The sequence below is a fragment of the Aeromonas sp. FDAARGOS 1419 genome (assembly GCF_019047045.1).
Classification (GTDB): Bacteria; Pseudomonadota; Gammaproteobacteria; order Enterobacterales; family Aeromonadaceae; genus Aeromonas; species Aeromonas veronii.
Window position 1 is genome coordinate 3,904,787 of record NZ_CP077209.1, and the last position, 16,470, is coordinate 3,921,256.

General features: G+C 58.8%; 15 protein-coding genes. 6 read left to right on the forward strand and 9 right to left on the reverse strand.

The window, feature by feature from the left end; all coding sequences use genetic code 11:
* The first annotated feature begins 18 nt into the window (after positions 1–18).
* Positions 19–423 (forward strand): 8-oxo-dGTP diphosphatase MutT, encoded by a 405-nt coding sequence (mutT, locus tag I6L49_RS17865; protein ID WP_042053534.1) that lies wholly within the window; start codon positions 19–21, stop codon positions 421–423.
* A gap of 77 nt (positions 424–500) precedes the next feature.
* Here mutT and yacG read toward each other — a convergent pair whose 3' ends face one another.
* The 9 genes from yacG to I6L49_RS17910 all read right to left on the reverse strand — a co-directional run bounded on the left by yacG (position 501) and on the right by I6L49_RS17910 (position 8,314).
* Positions 501–695: a DNA gyrase inhibitor YacG gene (gene yacG, locus I6L49_RS17870; RefSeq protein WP_216950045.1), complete on the reverse strand. Its 195-nt coding sequence runs from the start codon at positions 693–695 to the stop codon at positions 501–503.
* 9 nt (positions 696–704) lie between these two features.
* Positions 705–1,427, reverse strand: coding sequence for a cell division protein ZapD (zapD, locus tag I6L49_RS17875; protein ID WP_005336141.1), 723 nt, complete (start codon positions 1,425–1,427; stop codon positions 705–707).
* A gap of 37 nt (positions 1,428–1,464) precedes the next feature.
* On the reverse strand, positions 1,465–2,079 hold the full coding sequence (gene coaE / locus I6L49_RS17880; RefSeq protein ID WP_019444785.1) for a dephospho-CoA kinase: 615 nt from the start codon (positions 2,077–2,079) through the stop codon (positions 1,465–1,467).
* A 13-nt stretch (positions 2,080–2,092) separates the two neighbouring features.
* Positions 2,093–2,965: an A24 family peptidase gene (locus I6L49_RS17885; RefSeq protein WP_216950046.1), complete on the reverse strand. Its 873-nt coding sequence runs from the start codon at positions 2,963–2,965 to the stop codon at positions 2,093–2,095.
* Between the two features lie 61 nt (positions 2,966–3,026).
* Positions 3,027–4,268, reverse strand: a complete 1,242-nt coding sequence (locus tag I6L49_RS17890; RefSeq protein ID WP_005336136.1) for a type II secretion system F family protein — start codon at positions 4,266–4,268, stop codon at positions 3,027–3,029.
* Between the two features lie 240 nt (positions 4,269–4,508).
* The gene (gene tapB / locus I6L49_RS17895; protein WP_005356616.1) at positions 4,509–6,215 is read right to left on the reverse strand and encodes a PilB family type IVa pilus assembly ATPase TapB; all 1,707 of its coding nucleotides are present in this window, start codon (positions 6,213–6,215) and stop codon (positions 4,509–4,511) included.
* A gap of 2 nt (positions 6,216–6,217) precedes the next feature.
* Positions 6,218–6,661: a prepilin-type N-terminal cleavage/methylation domain-containing protein gene (locus tag I6L49_RS17900; protein ID WP_216950047.1), complete on the reverse strand. Its 444-nt coding sequence runs from the start codon at positions 6,659–6,661 to the stop codon at positions 6,218–6,220.
* Between the two features lie 315 nt (positions 6,662–6,976).
* The gene (gene nadC / locus I6L49_RS17905; RefSeq protein ID WP_216950048.1) at positions 6,977–7,840 is read right to left on the reverse strand and encodes a carboxylating nicotinate-nucleotide diphosphorylase; all 864 of its coding nucleotides are present in this window, start codon (positions 7,838–7,840) and stop codon (positions 6,977–6,979) included.
* Between the two features lie 3 nt (positions 7,841–7,843).
* Positions 7,844–8,314: a TIGR02281 family clan AA aspartic protease gene (locus I6L49_RS17910; RefSeq protein ID WP_216950049.1), complete on the reverse strand. Its 471-nt coding sequence runs from the start codon at positions 8,312–8,314 to the stop codon at positions 7,844–7,846.
* A gap of 130 nt (positions 8,315–8,444) precedes the next feature.
* On the opposite strand from I6L49_RS17910, the gene ampD reads away from it, so the two are divergent.
* The 5 genes from ampD (at position 8,445) to lpdA (ending at position 16,388) form a co-directional block, all read left to right on the forward strand.
* The gene (ampD, locus tag I6L49_RS17915) at positions 8,445–9,020 is read left to right on the forward strand and encodes a 1,6-anhydro-N-acetylmuramyl-L-alanine amidase AmpD (protein ID WP_069554218.1); all 576 of its coding nucleotides are present in this window, start codon (positions 8,445–8,447) and stop codon (positions 9,018–9,020) included.
* 278 nt (positions 9,021–9,298) lie between these two features.
* Complete coding sequence (gene pdhR, locus I6L49_RS17920; protein ID WP_005336127.1) at positions 9,299–10,063, forward strand: pyruvate dehydrogenase complex transcriptional repressor PdhR; 765 nt, start codon at positions 9,299–9,301, stop codon at positions 10,061–10,063.
* A 79-nt stretch (positions 10,064–10,142) separates the two neighbouring features.
* Positions 10,143–12,803 (forward strand): pyruvate dehydrogenase (acetyl-transferring), homodimeric type, encoded by a 2,661-nt coding sequence (aceE, locus tag I6L49_RS17925; protein WP_216950050.1) that lies wholly within the window; start codon positions 10,143–10,145, stop codon positions 12,801–12,803.
* 119 nt (positions 12,804–12,922) lie between these two features.
* Positions 12,923–14,812 (forward strand): pyruvate dehydrogenase complex dihydrolipoyllysine-residue acetyltransferase, encoded by a 1,890-nt coding sequence (aceF, locus tag I6L49_RS17930; protein WP_203118910.1) that lies wholly within the window; start codon positions 12,923–12,925, stop codon positions 14,810–14,812.
* A gap of 148 nt (positions 14,813–14,960) precedes the next feature.
* A complete protein-coding gene (lpdA, locus tag I6L49_RS17935) occupies positions 14,961–16,388 on the forward strand; it encodes a dihydrolipoyl dehydrogenase (protein ID WP_005336123.1) in 1,428 nt (475 codons plus the stop codon).
* Positions 16,389–16,470 lie beyond the last annotated feature (82 nt).

The window sequence follows — 16,470 nt, forward strand, 5'->3', positions numbered from 1 at the left end:
AGCGAACAGAGGTAATTGATGGAACAGAAAAAACGGATCTGGGTGGCGGTTGGCGTCATCGAGAATGAACGGGGCGATATCTTCATCGCCAGACGCTCCTCCGATCGCCATCAGGGGGATCGCTGGGAGTTTCCCGGCGGCAAGGTGGAGTCCGGTGAGGATCTGCTCACCGCGCTGGATCGGGAGCTGTGGGAAGAGATCGGCATCCGGGTATTGGATTGTGCCCCCTTCATGGAACTGCAGCACGACTACCCCGAGAAGCAGGTATTGCTGGATATCTGGAAGGTGACCCGTTTCAGCGGCGAGCCGTTCGGCAAGGAGGGGCAGGAGTGCCTGTGGGTGCCGGTGGCCGAGCTGAACAACTACCACTTCCCCGATGCCAATGGCCCGATTGTAGCGCGCCTACAGGGCCTGCTGGCTTGAGCCGGTAGCAATCAACAAGTATGAAAAAAGGGCCAATCGGCCCTTTTTTCATATTGCAGAGGTGAGTGACCAGAGGCTTATAGCCACTGCTCGCCCTCTTCCGGCTCAGGCAGCAGATCTGGGTTGATCTCCCCCGGGATCCGCTTCTCTTCATCGGCCCATTCGCCGAGATCGATCAGCTGGCAGCGCTTGCTGCAGAAGGGGCGGAACGGACTCTGCGGGCCCCACTCCACTTCGCTCTGGCAGGTCGGACACGTTACCTTGGTGACCATAAGCGCTCCTTAGCAGCAGGCGAGCTGGAACGGCACGTCGCCAATCGGCTGTTCTGCGGTGGGCAGAAAGCGCAGGGCGAAGCGGTTCTTGTGGCCGCTCAGGGTCGGGTAGCAGAACAGATTGCCCGGCAGCTTGATGCGGATCAGCTCGGCGCTCTCGGCGGTGTCCTGGAAGAAACCGTTGCTGGCAACCTGCTCACTGAAGCTGCCTGATTCGCGCCACAGGCGCAGCAGCAGAGTGATGGCATTCATCAGCAGATTGATATCGCTCAGCCAGCCCTGCATCTGCTGGTGACGGGTGATGGCCGGGGTACCGAGCCAGTGGTGCAGCTGCGGCACATCGAAGGCACACAGACCACCCGGGATGGAGAAGCGCTGGCGGATGGAGCCGAGCAGACGATCCTCTTTCAGGCGGGCACCCGGGCGTGGCGAGTTGAGCAGGTTGCGAGAGAGCTGGCTGCTCTCTTGCTGCATCAGTTTGATCTGCTCCAGATCGACATCGGGCAGGCTGGCCCAGTGGCTCAGACGCTGGCCGAGACGTTCCAGATCCTTGATGAGGTCGGCGCGCAGGTCACCACGCTCAAGCAACTCCTGCAGATCGAACAGCCCCTTGAAGAAGGCGATATGTGCCCAGGATTGTTCACTCTCCAGATTGTCGCGGATCTGGGAAAACAGGGACTCCAGACGAAGATAGGTCCGGCTTTTTTCATTGAGGGGGAAATCGTAAATCATGCCTAATCCTGGCCAGCCATAAACCGGCCTAGTGTACTCACACTTGGCGGGCTTGTTGAGAGGCAATTGCCAGATATGTCTCGTGCAGCGCCAAAATCCGCGTTTTAATCGCCATTTCGCTGCCATTGTGGTTTTCGATGACATCATCCGCCGCGGCAAGGCGCTCCGACCGGCTCGCCTGGGCGGCGATAATGGCCTTGGCCTGCTCGGCCGATACCCCATCCCGGCGACAGGTGCGCTCAATCTGGGTGGCTTCATCCACATCGATCACCAGCACCCGGTTGGCGAGGCCGGTGAGTTTGTTCTCCACCAGTAGTGGCACCACCAGCAGGCAGTAAGGTGAACTGGCTGCGGCACATTGGCGCTGCATTTCACTGCGAATCAGCGGGTGGAGCAGGGCATTGAGCCACTCCTTGGCCTGCGGGTCGCTGAAGACCCGCTCACGCAGGGCACGACGGTCGAGTTGACCGCTCGGAGCAATCACATCAGGGCCAAAATGGTCGGCGATGGCAGCAAGGGCTGGGGTGCCCGGCTCGACCACTTCGCGGGCGATCACATCGGCATCCACCACCTCGATACCCAGCGCGGCAAACTGATTGGCGATAGTGGTCTTGCCGCTGCCGATACCACCTGTGATAGCAACTACATACATGGGGGCCTCTTGCTCAAAGCAGGGTAGAGAGATACCAGCGGGTGATGGTATCGCCCCATAGCAGCGCAATCCAGCCCGCGATGGCGAGGTAGGGGCCGAAGGGGATGGGCTTGCCCTGATGATGTTTTTGCAAGGCGATCAGACTGATGCCGATCACGGCGCCGACCAGGGATGAGAGCAGCAAAATAATGGGCAGTGCTTGCCAACCGAGCCAGGCGCCCAGCGCCGCCAGCAGCTTGAAGTCGCCATAGCCCATCCCCTCCTTGCCAGTGAGCAACTTGAAAGCCCAGTAGAGGCTCCAGAGCACCAGATAGCCCGCCATGGCGCCGATCACGGCATCCGCCAGCGGCACGAAGCCGCCTGCCAGGTTGAACAGCAGCCCGCCCCACAGCAGTGGCAGGGTGAGCTGGTCGGGCAGCAACATCTTGTCGAGATCGATAAAGGTGAGGGCGACCAGCACCCAGGTCAGCAGCAGGGCGGCTAGCGTGCCCCAGCCCGGGGTTATGACCATTGCTACGGCCACCGAGAGCAGGGCTGTCAGCAGCTCTACCAGCGGATAGCGGGCCGAGATGGGCGCCTGACAGTCGCGGCAACGCCCTTTGAGCCAGAGCCAGCTCAGCAGCGGGATGTTCTCCAGCGCAGTGATGGTGTGGCCACAGTGAGGGCATGCGGAGCGCGGCACCATCAGGTTGTAGCGCTCTGGCGCAGTGGCCTCCTCATCGGGAGCGAAGTAGCTGCGGTACTCCCCTTGCCACTCCCGCTCCAACATGATGGGCAAGCGGTGGATGACCACGTTAAGGAAGCTGCCGATCATCAGGGAGAAGAGAAAAACCAGCGAAAAGTAGAGCCAGGGCAAGCTGTGAGCCAGCTCGAGAAGAAGTGTCATAACCAACCGTCAGTTATTGGATGAGGGGGAGGGCATGGCTGTGGTGCCATGCCCTGATAAATCAGCCTACCACGTCGCCAAGCTTGAAGATGGGCAGGTACATGGCGATAACCATGCCGCCGACCAGCACCCCGAGCACCACCATGATGAGGGGTTCCAGCAGGCTGGTGAGGCCATCGACCAAGTCATCCACCTCCTGTTCGAAGATGGTGGCGACCTTGGAGAGCATATCATCGATGGCGCCGGACTCCTCACCGATCATCACCATCTGGATCACCATGTCGGGGAAGAGATCGACGGTGCGCATCGCCACGTTGATCTGCATGCCCGCCACCACCTCGTTGCGGATGGCCATGACCGCGGTGCGATAGACATAGTTGCCGGAGGCGCCAGCCGCCGAAATCAGCGCATCCACCAGCGGGATACCGGCGGAGAAGGTGGTAGACAGGGTGCGGGCAAAGCGGGCCATCGCCGCCTTGTGCAGGATCATCCCGACCACCGGAATGGTGAGGACGAACTTGTCGGTATTGTCTTTCACCTTCTGGGAGGCCCGCCAGGCCCGCACATAGAGGAAGATGCCAAGGGCCGTGCCACCAAAGAAGACATACCACCAGTTCTGCATAAAGCGGGAGATGCCGATAACAAACTGGGTGAACACCGGCAGCTCGGCACCAAAGCTCTTGAAGATATCCTCGAACTGCGGAATGACGAACAGCAGCAGGATGGAGGTCACCACGATGGCGACCAGAATGACCATGGTGGGGTAGAACATCGCCTTCTTGATCTTCGACTTGAGCGCTTCCGACTTTTCCCGATAGGTGGCGATACGGTCGTAGATGGTCTCCAGCGCACCGGATTGCTCACCGGCTTCAACCAGATCGCAGTAGAGATCGTCAAAGTAGAGGGGATGGCGGCGCAGCGCCTCCGACATGGGGGTACCGGTCTCCACATCGGCGGCAATCTGCCCCATCAGCTCGCGCATCGAGGCTTTCTCGTGACTGCGGGCGATGATCTGCAGGCTCTGCACCAGTGGTACGCCGGCGGAGAGCATGGTAGTTATTTGGCGGGAGACGATGGCGATATCCATCGGTTTGATCTTGGCGCCGCCCTTGGAGAAAAGCCCCTGGGATTTCTTGGCCACCTTGGTGACGTTGACCCCCTGCTTGCGCAGTTCGGTCTTGACGGTGTTGATGCTGTCAGCCTGCAGCTCGCCGGAGACCTTCTGCCCCTTGCGATTAACCCCGTGCCAGCGGAAGGCGAAGACTTTCTTGGGGGCATTGTTCTTTTTCGTTAGGGTTGCCATCTTTGCATCCTGCAATGGGGTTGGTTGTCAGAGTCGGGCTCTGCACGTCACCAGCCTGGTCAAGGTGCCCGACTGGCTTGATGCCTGCGGGGTACTGATTGAGTGGGGGGTACCTTCTTGGCGCCATCCCGGTCATTTGAATATCTGATTATTCTGTCGTTCGGGCTGTCATCTATTCCCTGTTCGTGAACGACGAATTCGCTCTGCCAGCCAAACCGTCTGGTCGTTCCGTCACATGGATCAGTTGGTGGTGACCCGGTTGACCTCGGCCAGACTGGTGACCCCGAGCCGGGCCTTCTCCAGCCCCGAGGTACGCAGGGTACGCATCCCCTCTTTCTGCGCTATAGCGGCGATTTGCAGGGAGTTTGCCCCCTGCATAATCAATTTGGCGATGTTCTCCGACATCAACATGATTTCGTAGATGCCGACCCGTCCCTTGTAGCCGCCGGAACACTCCTTGCAACCGACCGGTTTGAACAGTCGCAGCCCGGCTGCCAGCTGCTGCGGCGTAAAGCCCAGCTCCAGCAGTTCGGCTTCCGGCACCACTTCCGGCGCCTTGCAGTGGTCGCACAGTTTACGGGCCAACCGCTGGGCCATGATCAGGGTCACCGAGGAGGCGATGTTGAAGGCGGGCACCCCCATGTTCATCATCCGGGTCAGGGTCTCGGCGGCGGAGTTGGTGTGCAGGGTGGAGAGCACCAGGTGGCCGGTTTGTGCCGCCTTGATGGCGATTTCGGCGGTTTCGAGATCGCGAATTTCACCCACCATCACCACATCCGGATCTTGCCGCAGGAAGGAGCGCAGGGCGCTGGCGAAGGTGAGCCCCGCCTTGGGGTTGACCTGCACCTGGTTGACGCCGGGCAGATTGATCTCCACCGGATCTTCGGCGGTAGAGATATTGACCTCGGTGGTGTTGAGAATATTGAGGCCGGTATAGAGCGAGACCGTTTTGCCAGAGCCGGTGGGGCCGGTCACCAGGATCATCCCCTGTGGTTTCGAGAGGGCGCGCAGGTACTGCGCCTTCTGCCGGTCATCAAAACCGAGTTGCTCGATATTGAGGCGTGCCGCCGAGGAGTCGAGCAGACGGATAACGATCTTCTCCCCCCACATGGTGGGCAGGGTATTGACCCGCATATCCATCGACTTGTTGCGCGACAGCTTCAGCTTGATGCGGCCATCCTGTGGCAGCCGCCGCTCGGCGATATCGAGTCGTGCCATGACCTTGAGGCGAGCGGAGAAGCGGTTGGAGAGGTTGACCGGCGGTGTGGCAATTTCATGCAGAATGCCATCTATGCGAAAGCGAACCCGATACTTGAACTCATAAGGCTCGAAGTGCAGGTCTGAGGCGCCGCGCTTGATGGCATCCATCAGGATCTTGTTGATGTACTTGACGATGGGAGCATCGTCATCGGTGGTATTGACGCTCTCGTCCAGCCGGCTGTTCTCGTCGGAGACCTCGAGATCCGAAATCTCGGATTCGTCGATATCCTCCATGCCGAGGGCGTCATTTTCGCTCTCCAGCAGCTTGCCGATGGCGGCGGTGAGCTTGTTCTCCTCCACCAGCAGCGCCTCGGTATGAAGGCCGAAGCTGAAGCCAAAGTCCTCCAATGCCGAGACATTGGTCGGGTCCGACATGGCGATATAGAGGGTGTGGCCCTGGGTGTAGATGGGCAGGACGTGGTGTTTCTCAATCAGCTTCTGATTGAGGTACTTCTGCGGGATCTCGGCCAAATCGAAGGCGGCAAGATCCAGCAGAGGTACCCCATACTCCAGCTCGCAAAAATCGGCGAGCGCCTTGCTGTCGAGGATCTCGTTCTCTATCAGAAATGTCACAAAGGGTTTGCGCTGGGCCTTGGCCTGGCTCAGATAGCGCTGGGAGTCCTCTTCACTGATCAGCGAAGAGGCGGCCAGGCTTAACGCCAGGCCGCTATTAGGGCTAGAGGTCATTACTATGGGCAGTAATCAAGAGTTGTCGAACCATTAACACATGTGGCTTTCCAAGTGACTTTACTATTGCCATCCACTGTACCAGTGAGTACATAGCTGTCGCCTGCACTTAACGGGGCTGCACCAGAAGCACCTACTTCTGCAGTCACTGAGACATTGGATGCATCGACTTTGGCTGTAGTGATTTCAATCGCCCCACTAGTTACGTTAGCAGGAATACCATTTGTGGATTTGATGCATTCATCGCCGTAAGTCGTTGGTGTTGCTTTGGTTTGTGCACATAATTCTACTGCTAGTTTTACTGCTCCAGTCGCTGCCACCAATTCTGTCATCTTGGCTTTTTTGGTGTAGTTCTGATATGCCGGCAGTGCTACCGCCGCCAGAATGGCCACGATCGCGACTACGATCATCAGTTCAATAAGGGTAAAACCCGATTGTTTCTTCATTTGAAATATCCTTTTATCCTTGGTTCCTGGGAAGTGTCGGTAGAAAACCATCCGAACGTCAGTATCTTATCCGAGCTGTCAGGGGTGGCAACAGAGATTGCTGCCTTTGTTAACCACTTTCATGTCATTTACCAAAAACTTGATGCGAGTCATAAAATAAGTGGCTTCTTATGACTCTTTGTTACGGGTGAAAGCGGGTCCGTCATTACACTCCTTTGCTGAGGGATCCTGCATAAAGAAAAGGCGCCCATGGCGCCTTTTGCAAGTTGTTTATCCGGTTAGGTCGAGTATTTGCTCAGGCCTGCGTGGTGAATCTCATTGCTGGATAAAGCGCATGGAGAGATCGAGCGCCCGCACATGCTTGGTGAGCGCCCCGACAGAGATAAAATCGACACCGGTGGCGGCAAACTCGGCTAGGGTGTCCAGCGTCACATTGCCGGAGACTTCGAGCTTGGCGCGGCCCTGATTGATGGCTACCGCTTCCCGCATCATGGTCACGTCGAAGTTGTCCAGCATCACGATATCGGCGTTGGCCGCCAGCGCCTGCTCCAGTTCTGCCAGTGATTCCACTTCCACCTCCACCGATTTGCCCGGATTGAGATGACGAGCCTCATTAATCGCCTCGGCAATACCGCCACAGGCGAGGATGTGGTTCTCCTTGATGAGATAGGCGTCGTAGAGGCCGATGCGGTGATTCTTGCCGCCGCCACAGGTGACCGCGTACTTCTGGGCGGTGCGCAGCCCAGGAATGGTCTTGCGGGTGTCGAGCAGGCGGCAGTCGGTGCCCTCCAGTTCAGCCACATAGCGAGCAGTGAGGGTGGCGACGCCGGAGAGGGTCTGGACAAAGTTCAGCGCATTGCGCTCGCCAGTCAGCAGCTGGCGGGCAGGGCCATGGAGGCGAAAAAGCTCCTGATTGGGGGAGAGCACTTCCCCATCCTGCACCTTCCACTCCACCTTCACGTCCCCGCCGAGTTGTACGAACACTTCATCCACCCAGGGCTGGCCGCAGAACACACCGGCCTCACGGGTGATGACCCGGGCAGTGGCCATCCGGTCGGCCGGGATCAGCTGGGCGGTGATATCGGCGCTGGCGTCCGGTTGGTCCAGCGTGGTGAGGGCATCGCCCAGATCTTCGAGTAGTGCGGCGCGCACGGCGCGGCTGACATCCTGTTGAAACATGCCTTATTCCTGCAAGGGTCTGAGCAGCAGTTGCCGCTCCTTTTGAACCAGCTCCAGCCGACCGAGGGCGTTCATGCCAACCAGCACTTCGTCACCGTCTGCCGCCGGATTGATAAAGATGGCCAGATCGTACAAGGTCAATGGCCCCATCGCCAGCGTTTCGATGGTGCCGTTGCCGACCCGGATCTGCCCCGCGGCGGTATTGACCTGGCTGCTGCCATGAGCGGTCAGGCCGAGCCGCTCGGCAACTTGCTGCGGGATGGTGATACGGGTTGCGCCGGTATCGAGCAGCAGTTGCACCGGCTGGCCGTTGATGGCACCCTCCAGACTATAGTGGCCGCTCTGGTCGGCTCGCAGCAACAGCTCGCCGCTGGCGGTGACGCTTGGTTGGTTGCGGGAGTGAAAGTAGAGGGTCAGCAGGCCCATCAAAGAGAGCCAGGCCAGTAACCACATCCAGCGTGCCGTGTGCTGCATACCCCATCCATATCGAGCGGAAGATGACTCAGCCTAACATACCATTTCCCGTTGATTCAGTGAGTTGGTGCCGGGTTGCCTATCGCGTCTCTTCGTTTTTTCGCCATTTATCAGCCAACTCGAGTAGCCGATGACTCAACTCGCTTCGCAACCTTGTTTCTCTATCGATGCCGCTGGCTGGTGCCAGCAGGCGCGCCGGGTGCCTTCTCCCCATCACAACGAACGGGCCGCCCCGGACGATATCTCCCTGCTGGTGGTGCATGGCATCAGCCTGCCGCCGGGGGAGTTTGGTGGCCCCTTTATCGACGATCTCTTTATGGGACGACTCGACCCCGAGGCTCACCCCTATTTTGCCGGTATCCATCAGTTGCGGGTTTCGGCCCATTGCCTGATCCGCCGTGATGGCGAGCTGGTGCAGTATGTGCCGTTCGGCGCACGCGCCTGGCATGCAGGTGTCTCGAGCTGGCAGGGGAGGGAGGCATGCAATGACTTCTCCATCGGCATCGAGCTGGAAGGGACTGACGAAATACCCTACACCGAGGCTCAATACCGGGCGCTGGCGGGGCTCACCCGAGCCATCTCGGAGCGCTATCCGGCGATTACCCACGAAAAAATTGTCGGCCATTGCGATATCGCGCCAGGGCGCAAGACGGATCCCGGAGCCAGTTTCCAGTGGGATTACTACCGGCAATTACTAAACAGCTAAAGTAAATATTCAAATTTAGTTTGGATTTTAAAATCAATGGCTTGCCTATCTGGCAGGCCATTTTTGTCTCTGGTTGCGCAAATGTTATTTGTGAGCGTGGTCAAGAATATTGGTCAGACCATTTTCTATGAGCTAAATCATGTTTCCCCTGCTTTACCCCTTAAGTGGTGGGGTTGATTCTTGACTCAGATCATCTTTTGAGTGGACTTTTCAAAAGGCCTCTGCTAATTTTCGCCCCATCCATAAAATTGGTAATACCAATTTAACAAAGTAGCCTCATGCCCTATCGCAAGATTACGCAACCCAAGTTGGCCGACTCCATTGTCGCCGAGCTGGAACAGATGATTCTGGAAGGCAGCCTGCAGCCGGGGCAGAAATTGCCTCCCGAGCGGGAACTTGCCATCCAGTTTCAGGTATCGCGCCCCTCCTTGCGCGAAGCCATCCAGCGACTGGAAGCGCGCGGATTGCTTTATCGCCGTCAGGGCGGCGGCACTTATGTGCAGAATGCCCTGAGCAAGGGGATCGCCGATCCTCTGTTCGAACTGCTCAGTACCCACCCGGAAGCCCAGTATGACCTGCTGGAGTTTCGCCACGCGCTGGAAGGCATTTGTGCCTACTACGCGGCCTTGCGGGGAACCGGGTCTGATTTCGAGCGTATTCGTCAGGTGCAAACCACTATCGAAGAGGCGGGCCAACTCGGTTCGCTGGTGGCCGAGTCGGCAGCCGTGACCCAGTTCTATCTGGCGGTGGCTGAGGCGTCCCACAACGTGGTGCTGCTGCACCTGCTGCGGGCCATGAGCCCCATGCTCGAACAGAACATTCTGCAGAATAACGAGATTTTGAATCGCCGCCCGGGAGTGGTAGCCAAGATACGTCGCCATCGCGCGAATCTGATCGAGGCTATTCTTTCGGGGGCTCCGGAGCGGGCCAGAACAGCTTGTCATGAGCATCTGGCCTTTATCGAGGACACCTTGTTGGATATGCAGAGGGAAGACAGCCGGATCCAGCGATCCATGCGTCGGATCCGTCAGCAGGAAAACTAATCCCACAAGGCTTTATTGTCGAATGCTTGCGCCCTTCGCCGTGCAATGCCGTGCAATCACAACAACATAGGAACCAGCCATGTCTGATATCCTGAAGAACGATGTGGACCCGATAGAAACGCTGGAGTGGCTTGCCTCTCTGGAATCCCTGCTGCGTGAAGAGGGTCCGCAACGCGCTCAGTTCATCCTTGAACAGTTGGCCGAGAAAGCCCGCGTAAGCGGTGTGGACGTGGCTGCCAAGGCAAATCGCGATTACATCAACACCATCCCGTCCAGCGACGAGCCGGACTACCCGGGTGACCTGGAGATGGAACGCCGCATTCGCGCCATCATCCGCTGGAACGCCATGATGATCGTGCTGCGCGCGTCCAAGAAAGACCTGGACCTGGGTGGTCACATGTCTTCCTTCGCTTCTTCTGCGACCATCTATGATGTCTGCTTCAACCACTTCTTCCGTGCTCGCAACGAGAAGGATGGTGGCGATCTGGTTTACTTCCAGGGTCATATCTCCCCGGGCATCTATGCTCGCGCCTTTGCTGAAGGTCGTCTGACCGAAGAGCAGCTGGACAACTTCCGTCAGGAAGTGGACGGCAAGGGTATCCCTTCCTATCCGCACCCGAAACTGATGCCGGACTTCTGGCAGTTCCCGACCGTATCCATGGGTCTGGGCCCCATCGCCGCCATCTATCAGGCTCGCTTCCTGAAGTACCTGACCGACCGTGGCATCAAGGATTGCTCCGAGCAGACCGTTTACGCCTTCCTGGGGGACGGCGAGATGGACGAGCCGGAAGCCAAGGGTGCCCTGACTGTTGCCGTGCGTGAAAAGCTCGACAACCTGGTATTTGTGGTTAACTGCAACCTGCAGCGTCTGGATGGTCCGGTTGTCGGTAACGGCAAGGTCATCAACGAGCTGGAAGGCCTGTTCGCTGGCGCCGGTTGGGACGTGACCAAGGTGATCTGGGGTCGCAAGTGGGATGAGCTGCTGAAGAAAGACACTTCCGGCAAGCTGATCCAGCTGATGAACGAGACCGTGGACGGTGACTACCAGACCATGAAGTCCCGCGACGGTGGCTACATCCGCGAGCACTTCTTCAACCGTTATCCGGAAACTGCCGCGCTGGTCAAAGACATGACCGACGAGGAGATCTTTGCTCTGAACCGCGGTGGTCACGATCCTCGCAAACTGTTCGCCGCGTTCAACAAGGCGACCCAGACCAAGGGCAAGCCGACCGTTATTCTGGCCAAGACCATCAAGGGTTACGGCATGGGTGAAGCGGCTGAAGGCAAGAACATCGCTCACCAGGTCAAGAAGATGGATCTGGGCTCGGTGCGTCACCTGCGTGACCGCTTCAACCTGCCGGTGGCCGACGAGCAGCTGGCCGATCTGCCGTACCTGAAGATCGAAGCCGGTTCTGCCGAGCACAAATACCTGCACGACCGTCGCACCGCCCTGAAAGGCTATGTGCCGACCCGTCTGCGCGAAAGCACCACCAAGCTGGAAATCCCGGCGCTGGATGCCTTCGGCCCGCTGCTGGGTGAGCAGGCGCGCGAAATCTCCACCACCATGGCGTTCGTGCGTTCCCTGAACGTGATGCTGAAAGACAAGTCCATCGGCAAGCGTATCGTTCCGATCCTGGCCGACGAAGCCCGTACCTTCGGTATGGAAGGTCTGTTCCGCCAGATCGGTATCTACAGCCCGCACGGTCAGCAGTACACCCCGCAAGACCGCGACATCGTCTCCTACTACAAGGAAGACAAGCAGGGTCAGGTTCTGCAAGACGGTATCAACGAGCTGGGCGCCATGTCCTCCTGGCTGGCTGCTGCGACCTCTTACAGCACCAACGATTGCCCGATGATCCCGTTCTACATCTACTACTCCATGTTCGGCTTCCAGCGGATCGGCGACATGGCGTGGGCAGCCGGTGACCAGCAAGCCCGTGGCTTCCTGCTGGGTGCGACCTCCGGTCGTACTACCCTGAACGGCGAAGGTCTGCAGCACGAAGATGGTCACAGCCACATCCTGGCGAACACCATCCCGAACTGCATCTCCTACGACCCGTCCTACGCCTATGAAGTGGCGGTGATCGTACAGGACGGCCTGCGCCGCATGTACGGTGAGAACCCGGAGAACGTGTTCTACTACATCACCACCCTGAACGAGAACTACGCCATGCCGGCCATGCCGGAAGGCGCCGAGGAAGGCATCCGCAAGGGTATCTACAAGCTGGAATCCGTCGCCGGTGCCAAGGCGAAAGTTCAGCTGCTGGGTTGTGGTTCCATCCTGGGTCACGTGCGCAAGGCTGCCCAGATCCTGGCCAGCGAGTACGGCATCGGTTCCGATGTGTTCAGCGTCACCTCCTTCAACGAACTGGCCCGTGACGGTCAGGATGCGGATCGCTGGAACATGCTGCACCCGACAGCCGAAGCTCGCGTACCGTACATCGCTCAGGTACTGGGTTCCGAAGCCACCATCGCTGCGACCGACTACATGAAGTCCTTCGCCGATCAGGTTCGCGCCTTTGTTCCGACCGAGAACTACCGCGTGCTGGGTACCGACGGTTACGGCCGTTCCGACAGCCGTGCCAACCTGCGTCGTCACTTCGAAGTGAACGAGTTCTACGTGGTGGTTGCTGCTCTGACCGAACTGGCCAAGCGCGGCGAGGTAGACAAGCAGGTTGTGGCCGACGCCATCGCCAAGTACGGCATCGATGCCGACAAGGTCAACCCGCTGTACGCGTAAGTGGATCAAGGGGCGCGCCGTCATAGGGCGCGACCCTGCCAGGATTTAAAACGGTTAACGCGAGATGTGCGTGGCGGCATCAGCCAGCCACGCGGATCGACGCAAGAGGATAAAGCACAATGTCCAAACAGATTATGGTGCCGGATATCGGCGCCGATGAGGTTGAAGTCACCGAGATCATGGTGGCCGTGGGTGACAAGGTCGAGCTGGACCAGTCCATCATCGCGGTAGAAGGCGACAAGGCCTCCATGGAAGTACCGGCTCCGTCCGCCGGTATCGTCAAAGAGATCCTGATCAAGGTGGGCGACAAGGTTGCCACCGGTTCCCAGATCATGATCTTCGAAGCCGAAGGCGCTGCTGCCCCTGCGGAAGTGGCTGCACCGGTTGCTGCTGCTCCGGCCGCCGCACCTGCCGCTGCCGTGCGCAAAGATGTGCACGTACCGGACATCGGTGACGACGAAGTGGACGTGACTGAAATCATGGTTGCCGTGGGCGACATGGTAGAAGCTGACCAGTCCATCATTGCCGTGGAAGGTGACAAGGCCTCCATGGAAGTACCGGCACCGTTCGCAGGCCGCGTAGTCGAGATCAAGGTTGCCGCTGGCGCCAAGGTCTCTACCGGTTCTCTGGTGATGGTATTTGAAGTGGCTGGCGCTGCGCCTGCTGCCGTTGCTGCTCCGGCCCAAGCTGCCGCGCCGGTGGCTGCTGCCCCGGTTGCCGCTGCGGCCAAAGATGTCAACGTACCGGATATCGGTGGCGACGAAGTGGAAGTCACCGAGATCATGGTTGCCGTGGGTGACAAGGTTGAAGCCGACCAGTCCCTGATCGCCGTGGAAGGTGACAAGGCCTCCATGGAAGTGCCTGCGCCGTTCGCCGGTGTGGTCAAAGAGATCAAGGTAAAGGCTGGTGACAAGGTCTCCACCGGTTCCCTGATCATGGTATTCGAAGTGGCTGGCGCTGCTCCTGCCGCCGCGCCGGTTGCTCAAGCTGCCGCTCCCGTCGCTGCAGCCCCTGTTGCCGCGGCTCCGGCTCCGGTTGCCCAGGCTGCTGCCGCTGCGACCGATTTCGTTGCTAACGACGCCTACGTGCACGCCTCTCCGGCAGTACGCCGTCTGGCGCGCGAGTTCGGCGTTAACCTGGCCAAGGTGAAAGCCTCCGGTCGCAAGGGCCGCATCGTCAAAGAAGACGTGCAAGCCTACGTGAAGGATGCCATCAAGCGTGCCGAGTCCGCTCCTGCCTCTGCTGGCGTAGCCGGTGGCAACGGTCTGGGCGTACTGCCGTGGCCGAAAGTAGACTTCAGCAAGTTCGGTGATGTGGAAGAGGTCGAGCTGACCCGCATCCAGAAGATCTCCGGTCCGAACCTGCACCGCAACTGGGTCATGATCCCTCATGTCACCCAGTTCGACGAAGCCGATACCACCGAGCTGGAAGCGTTCCGCAAAGAGCAGAATGCGATGCTCGAGAAGCAGAAGGCCGACGTGAAGATCACCCCGCTGGTGTTCATCCTGAAAGCCGCCGCCAAGGCGCTGGAAGCTCACCCGCGCTTCTGCAGCTCCCTGTCCGAAGATGGCAGCAAACTGATCATGAAGAAGTACATCCACATCGGTGTGGCGGTAGATACCCCCAACGGTCTGGTTGTACCCGTGGTGCGCGATGTTAACAAGAAGGGCATCATGGAGCTGTCTCGCGATCTGGCCGAGATCTCCAAGAAGGCCCGTGCCGGCAAGCTGACCGCTGCCGACATGCAGGGCGGTTGCTTCACCATCTCCAGCCTGGGTGGCATCGGCGGTACCAGCTTTACCCCGATCGTCAACGCGCCGGAAGTGGCCATCCTCGGTGTCTCCAAGTCCGAGATGAAGCCGAAGTGGAATGGCAAAGAGTTCGCGCCGCGCCTGATGCTGCCGCTGGCTCTGAGCTACGACCACCGCGTGATCGATGGTGCCGATGGGGCTCGCTTCATCACCACCATGAACGGCGTGCTGTCCGACATTCGTCGACTGGTCCTGTAAGTGAGAGGGCGGGCCCAGAGCCTGCCCTTTTTACTTCTCATTTCATTAACATGATCGTAAACTTGCCCCGTTTTTTTCACGGCTGCAGCCACCCGTTTCGGTATAAGACTGCGCTGTCCGGGGATATAAGAACGACAAAGAGGTCATGATGAGTAAAGAAATCAAAACCCAGGTCGTAGTACTGGGTGCTGGCCCTGCCGGTTATTCCGCTGCTTTCCGTGCAGCCGATCTGGGTCTGGATACTATTATCGTCGAGCGTTACTCCACCCTGGGTGGCGTCTGCCTGAACGTGGGCTGCATCCCCTCCAAGGCGCTGCTGCACGTTGCCAAAGTGATTGAAGAAGCCAAGGCGCTGGCCGAGCACGGCATCGTCTTCGGTGCCCCGCAGACCGACATCGACAAGATCCGTCTGTGGAAAGAGAAGGTTATCAACCAGTTGACCGGCGGTCTGGCTGGCATGGCCAAGATGCGTAAAGTTCAGGTTGTTAACGGCTTGGGTAAATTTACCGGCCCGAACACCCTTGAAGTGGAAGGTGCAGACGGCAAGACTACCGTGACCTTCGACAACGCCATCATCGCGGCCGGTTCCCGTCCGGTGAAACTGCCGTTCATCCCCCACGATGACCCGCGCGTATGGGACTCTACCGATGCGCTGGAGCTGAAAACCGTTCCCGGCAAACTGCTGGTTATCGGTGGCGGCATCATCGGTCTGGAGATGGGTACCGTTTACTCCTCTCTGGGTTCCGAGATCGACGTGGTGGAATTTGCCGACCAGCTGGTTCCGGCTGCCGACAAAGACATCGTCAAGATCTACACCAAGCGCGTCGCCAAGAAATTCAACATCATGCTGGAGACCAAGGTCACCGCAGTTGAAGCTCGCGAAGACGGCCTGTACGTCTCCTATGAAGGCAAGCACGCTCCGGCCGAGCCGGTTCGTTACGACAACGTGCTGGTTGCCGTAGGTCGTGTGCCGAACGGCAAGATGCTGGATGCCGAGAAGGCAGGCGTTGCCGTGACCGAGCGTGGTTTCATCGAGGTGGACAAGCAACTGCGTACCAACGTGGCGCACATCCACGCCATCGGTGACATCGTGGGTCAGCCGATGCTGGCGCACAAAGGTGTTCACGAAGGTCACGTTGCCGCCGAAGTGATCGCAGGCAAGAAGCACTACTTCGACCCGAAAGTGATCCCGTCCATCGCCTACACCGAGCCAGAGATGGCATGGGTTGGTCTGACCGAGAAGGAAGCCAAGCAACAGGGCCTGAACTTCGAAGTCGCCACCTTCCCGTGGGCTGCTTCCGGCCGTGCCATTGCCTCCGACTGTTCCGACGGTATGACCAAGCTGATCTTCGACAAGGAGAGCGGCCGCGTCATCGGTGGTGCCATCGTCGGTACCAACGGCGGTGAACTGCTGGGTGAAATCGGTCTGGCCATCGAGATGGGTGCTGACGCCGAAGATATCGCGCTGACCATCCACGCTCACCCGACTCTGCACGAGTCTGTGGGCCTGGCTGCCGAAGTGTTCGAAGGCTCCATCACCGACCTGCCGAACGCCAAGGCCAAGAAGAAAAAGTAATTTTCTTCCCCGCTTGTCTAAAAAGCCGCTCGAATGAGCGGCTTTTTGTTTTCTCCTTGCTGCCCCGACTTCGACAAAGCCC

Bases quoted from the DNA above. Each gene is read 5' to 3' on its own strand.
- coaE (WP_019444785.1), bottom strand. From the start codon at position 2,079: ATGTATGTAGTTGCTATCACAGGTGGTATCGGCAGCGGCAAGACCACT.
- ampD (WP_069554218.1), top strand. From the start codon at position 8,445: ATGACTCAACTCGCTTCGCAACCTTGTTTCTCTATCGATGCCGCTGGC.
- tapB (WP_005356616.1), bottom strand. From the start codon at position 6,215: ATGACCTCTAGCCCTAATAGCGGCCTGGCGTTAAGCCTGGCCGCCTCT.
- I6L49_RS17910 (WP_216950049.1), bottom strand. From the start codon at position 8,314: ATGCAGCACACGGCACGCTGGATGTGGTTACTGGCCTGGCTCTCTTTG.
- lpdA (WP_005336123.1), top strand. From the start codon at position 14,961: ATGAGTAAAGAAATCAAAACCCAGGTCGTAGTACTGGGTGCTGGCCCT.
- nadC (WP_216950048.1), bottom strand. From the start codon at position 7,840: ATGTTTCAACAGGATGTCAGCCGCGCCGTGCGCGCCGCACTACTCGAA.
- zapD (WP_005336141.1), bottom strand. From the start codon at position 1,427: ATGATTTACGATTTCCCCCTCAATGAAAAAAGCCGGACCTATCTTCGT.
- pdhR (WP_005336127.1), top strand. From the start codon at position 9,299: ATGCCCTATCGCAAGATTACGCAACCCAAGTTGGCCGACTCCATTGTC.
- I6L49_RS17885 (WP_216950046.1), bottom strand. From the start codon at position 2,965: ATGACACTTCTTCTCGAGCTGGCTCACAGCTTGCCCTGGCTCTACTTT.
- I6L49_RS17890 (WP_005336136.1), bottom strand. From the start codon at position 4,268: ATGGCAACCCTAACGAAAAAGAACAATGCCCCCAAGAAAGTCTTCGCC.
- mutT (WP_042053534.1), top strand. From the start codon at position 19: ATGGAACAGAAAAAACGGATCTGGGTGGCGGTTGGCGTCATCGAGAAT.
- aceF (WP_203118910.1), top strand. From the start codon at position 12,923: ATGTCCAAACAGATTATGGTGCCGGATATCGGCGCCGATGAGGTTGAA.
- I6L49_RS17900 (WP_216950047.1), bottom strand. From the start codon at position 6,661: ATGAAGAAACAATCGGGTTTTACCCTTATTGAACTGATGATCGTAGTC.
- yacG (WP_216950045.1), bottom strand. From the start codon at position 695: ATGGTCACCAAGGTAACGTGTCCGACCTGCCAGAGCGAAGTGGAGTGG.
- aceE (WP_216950050.1), top strand. From the start codon at position 10,143: ATGTCTGATATCCTGAAGAACGATGTGGACCCGATAGAAACGCTGGAG.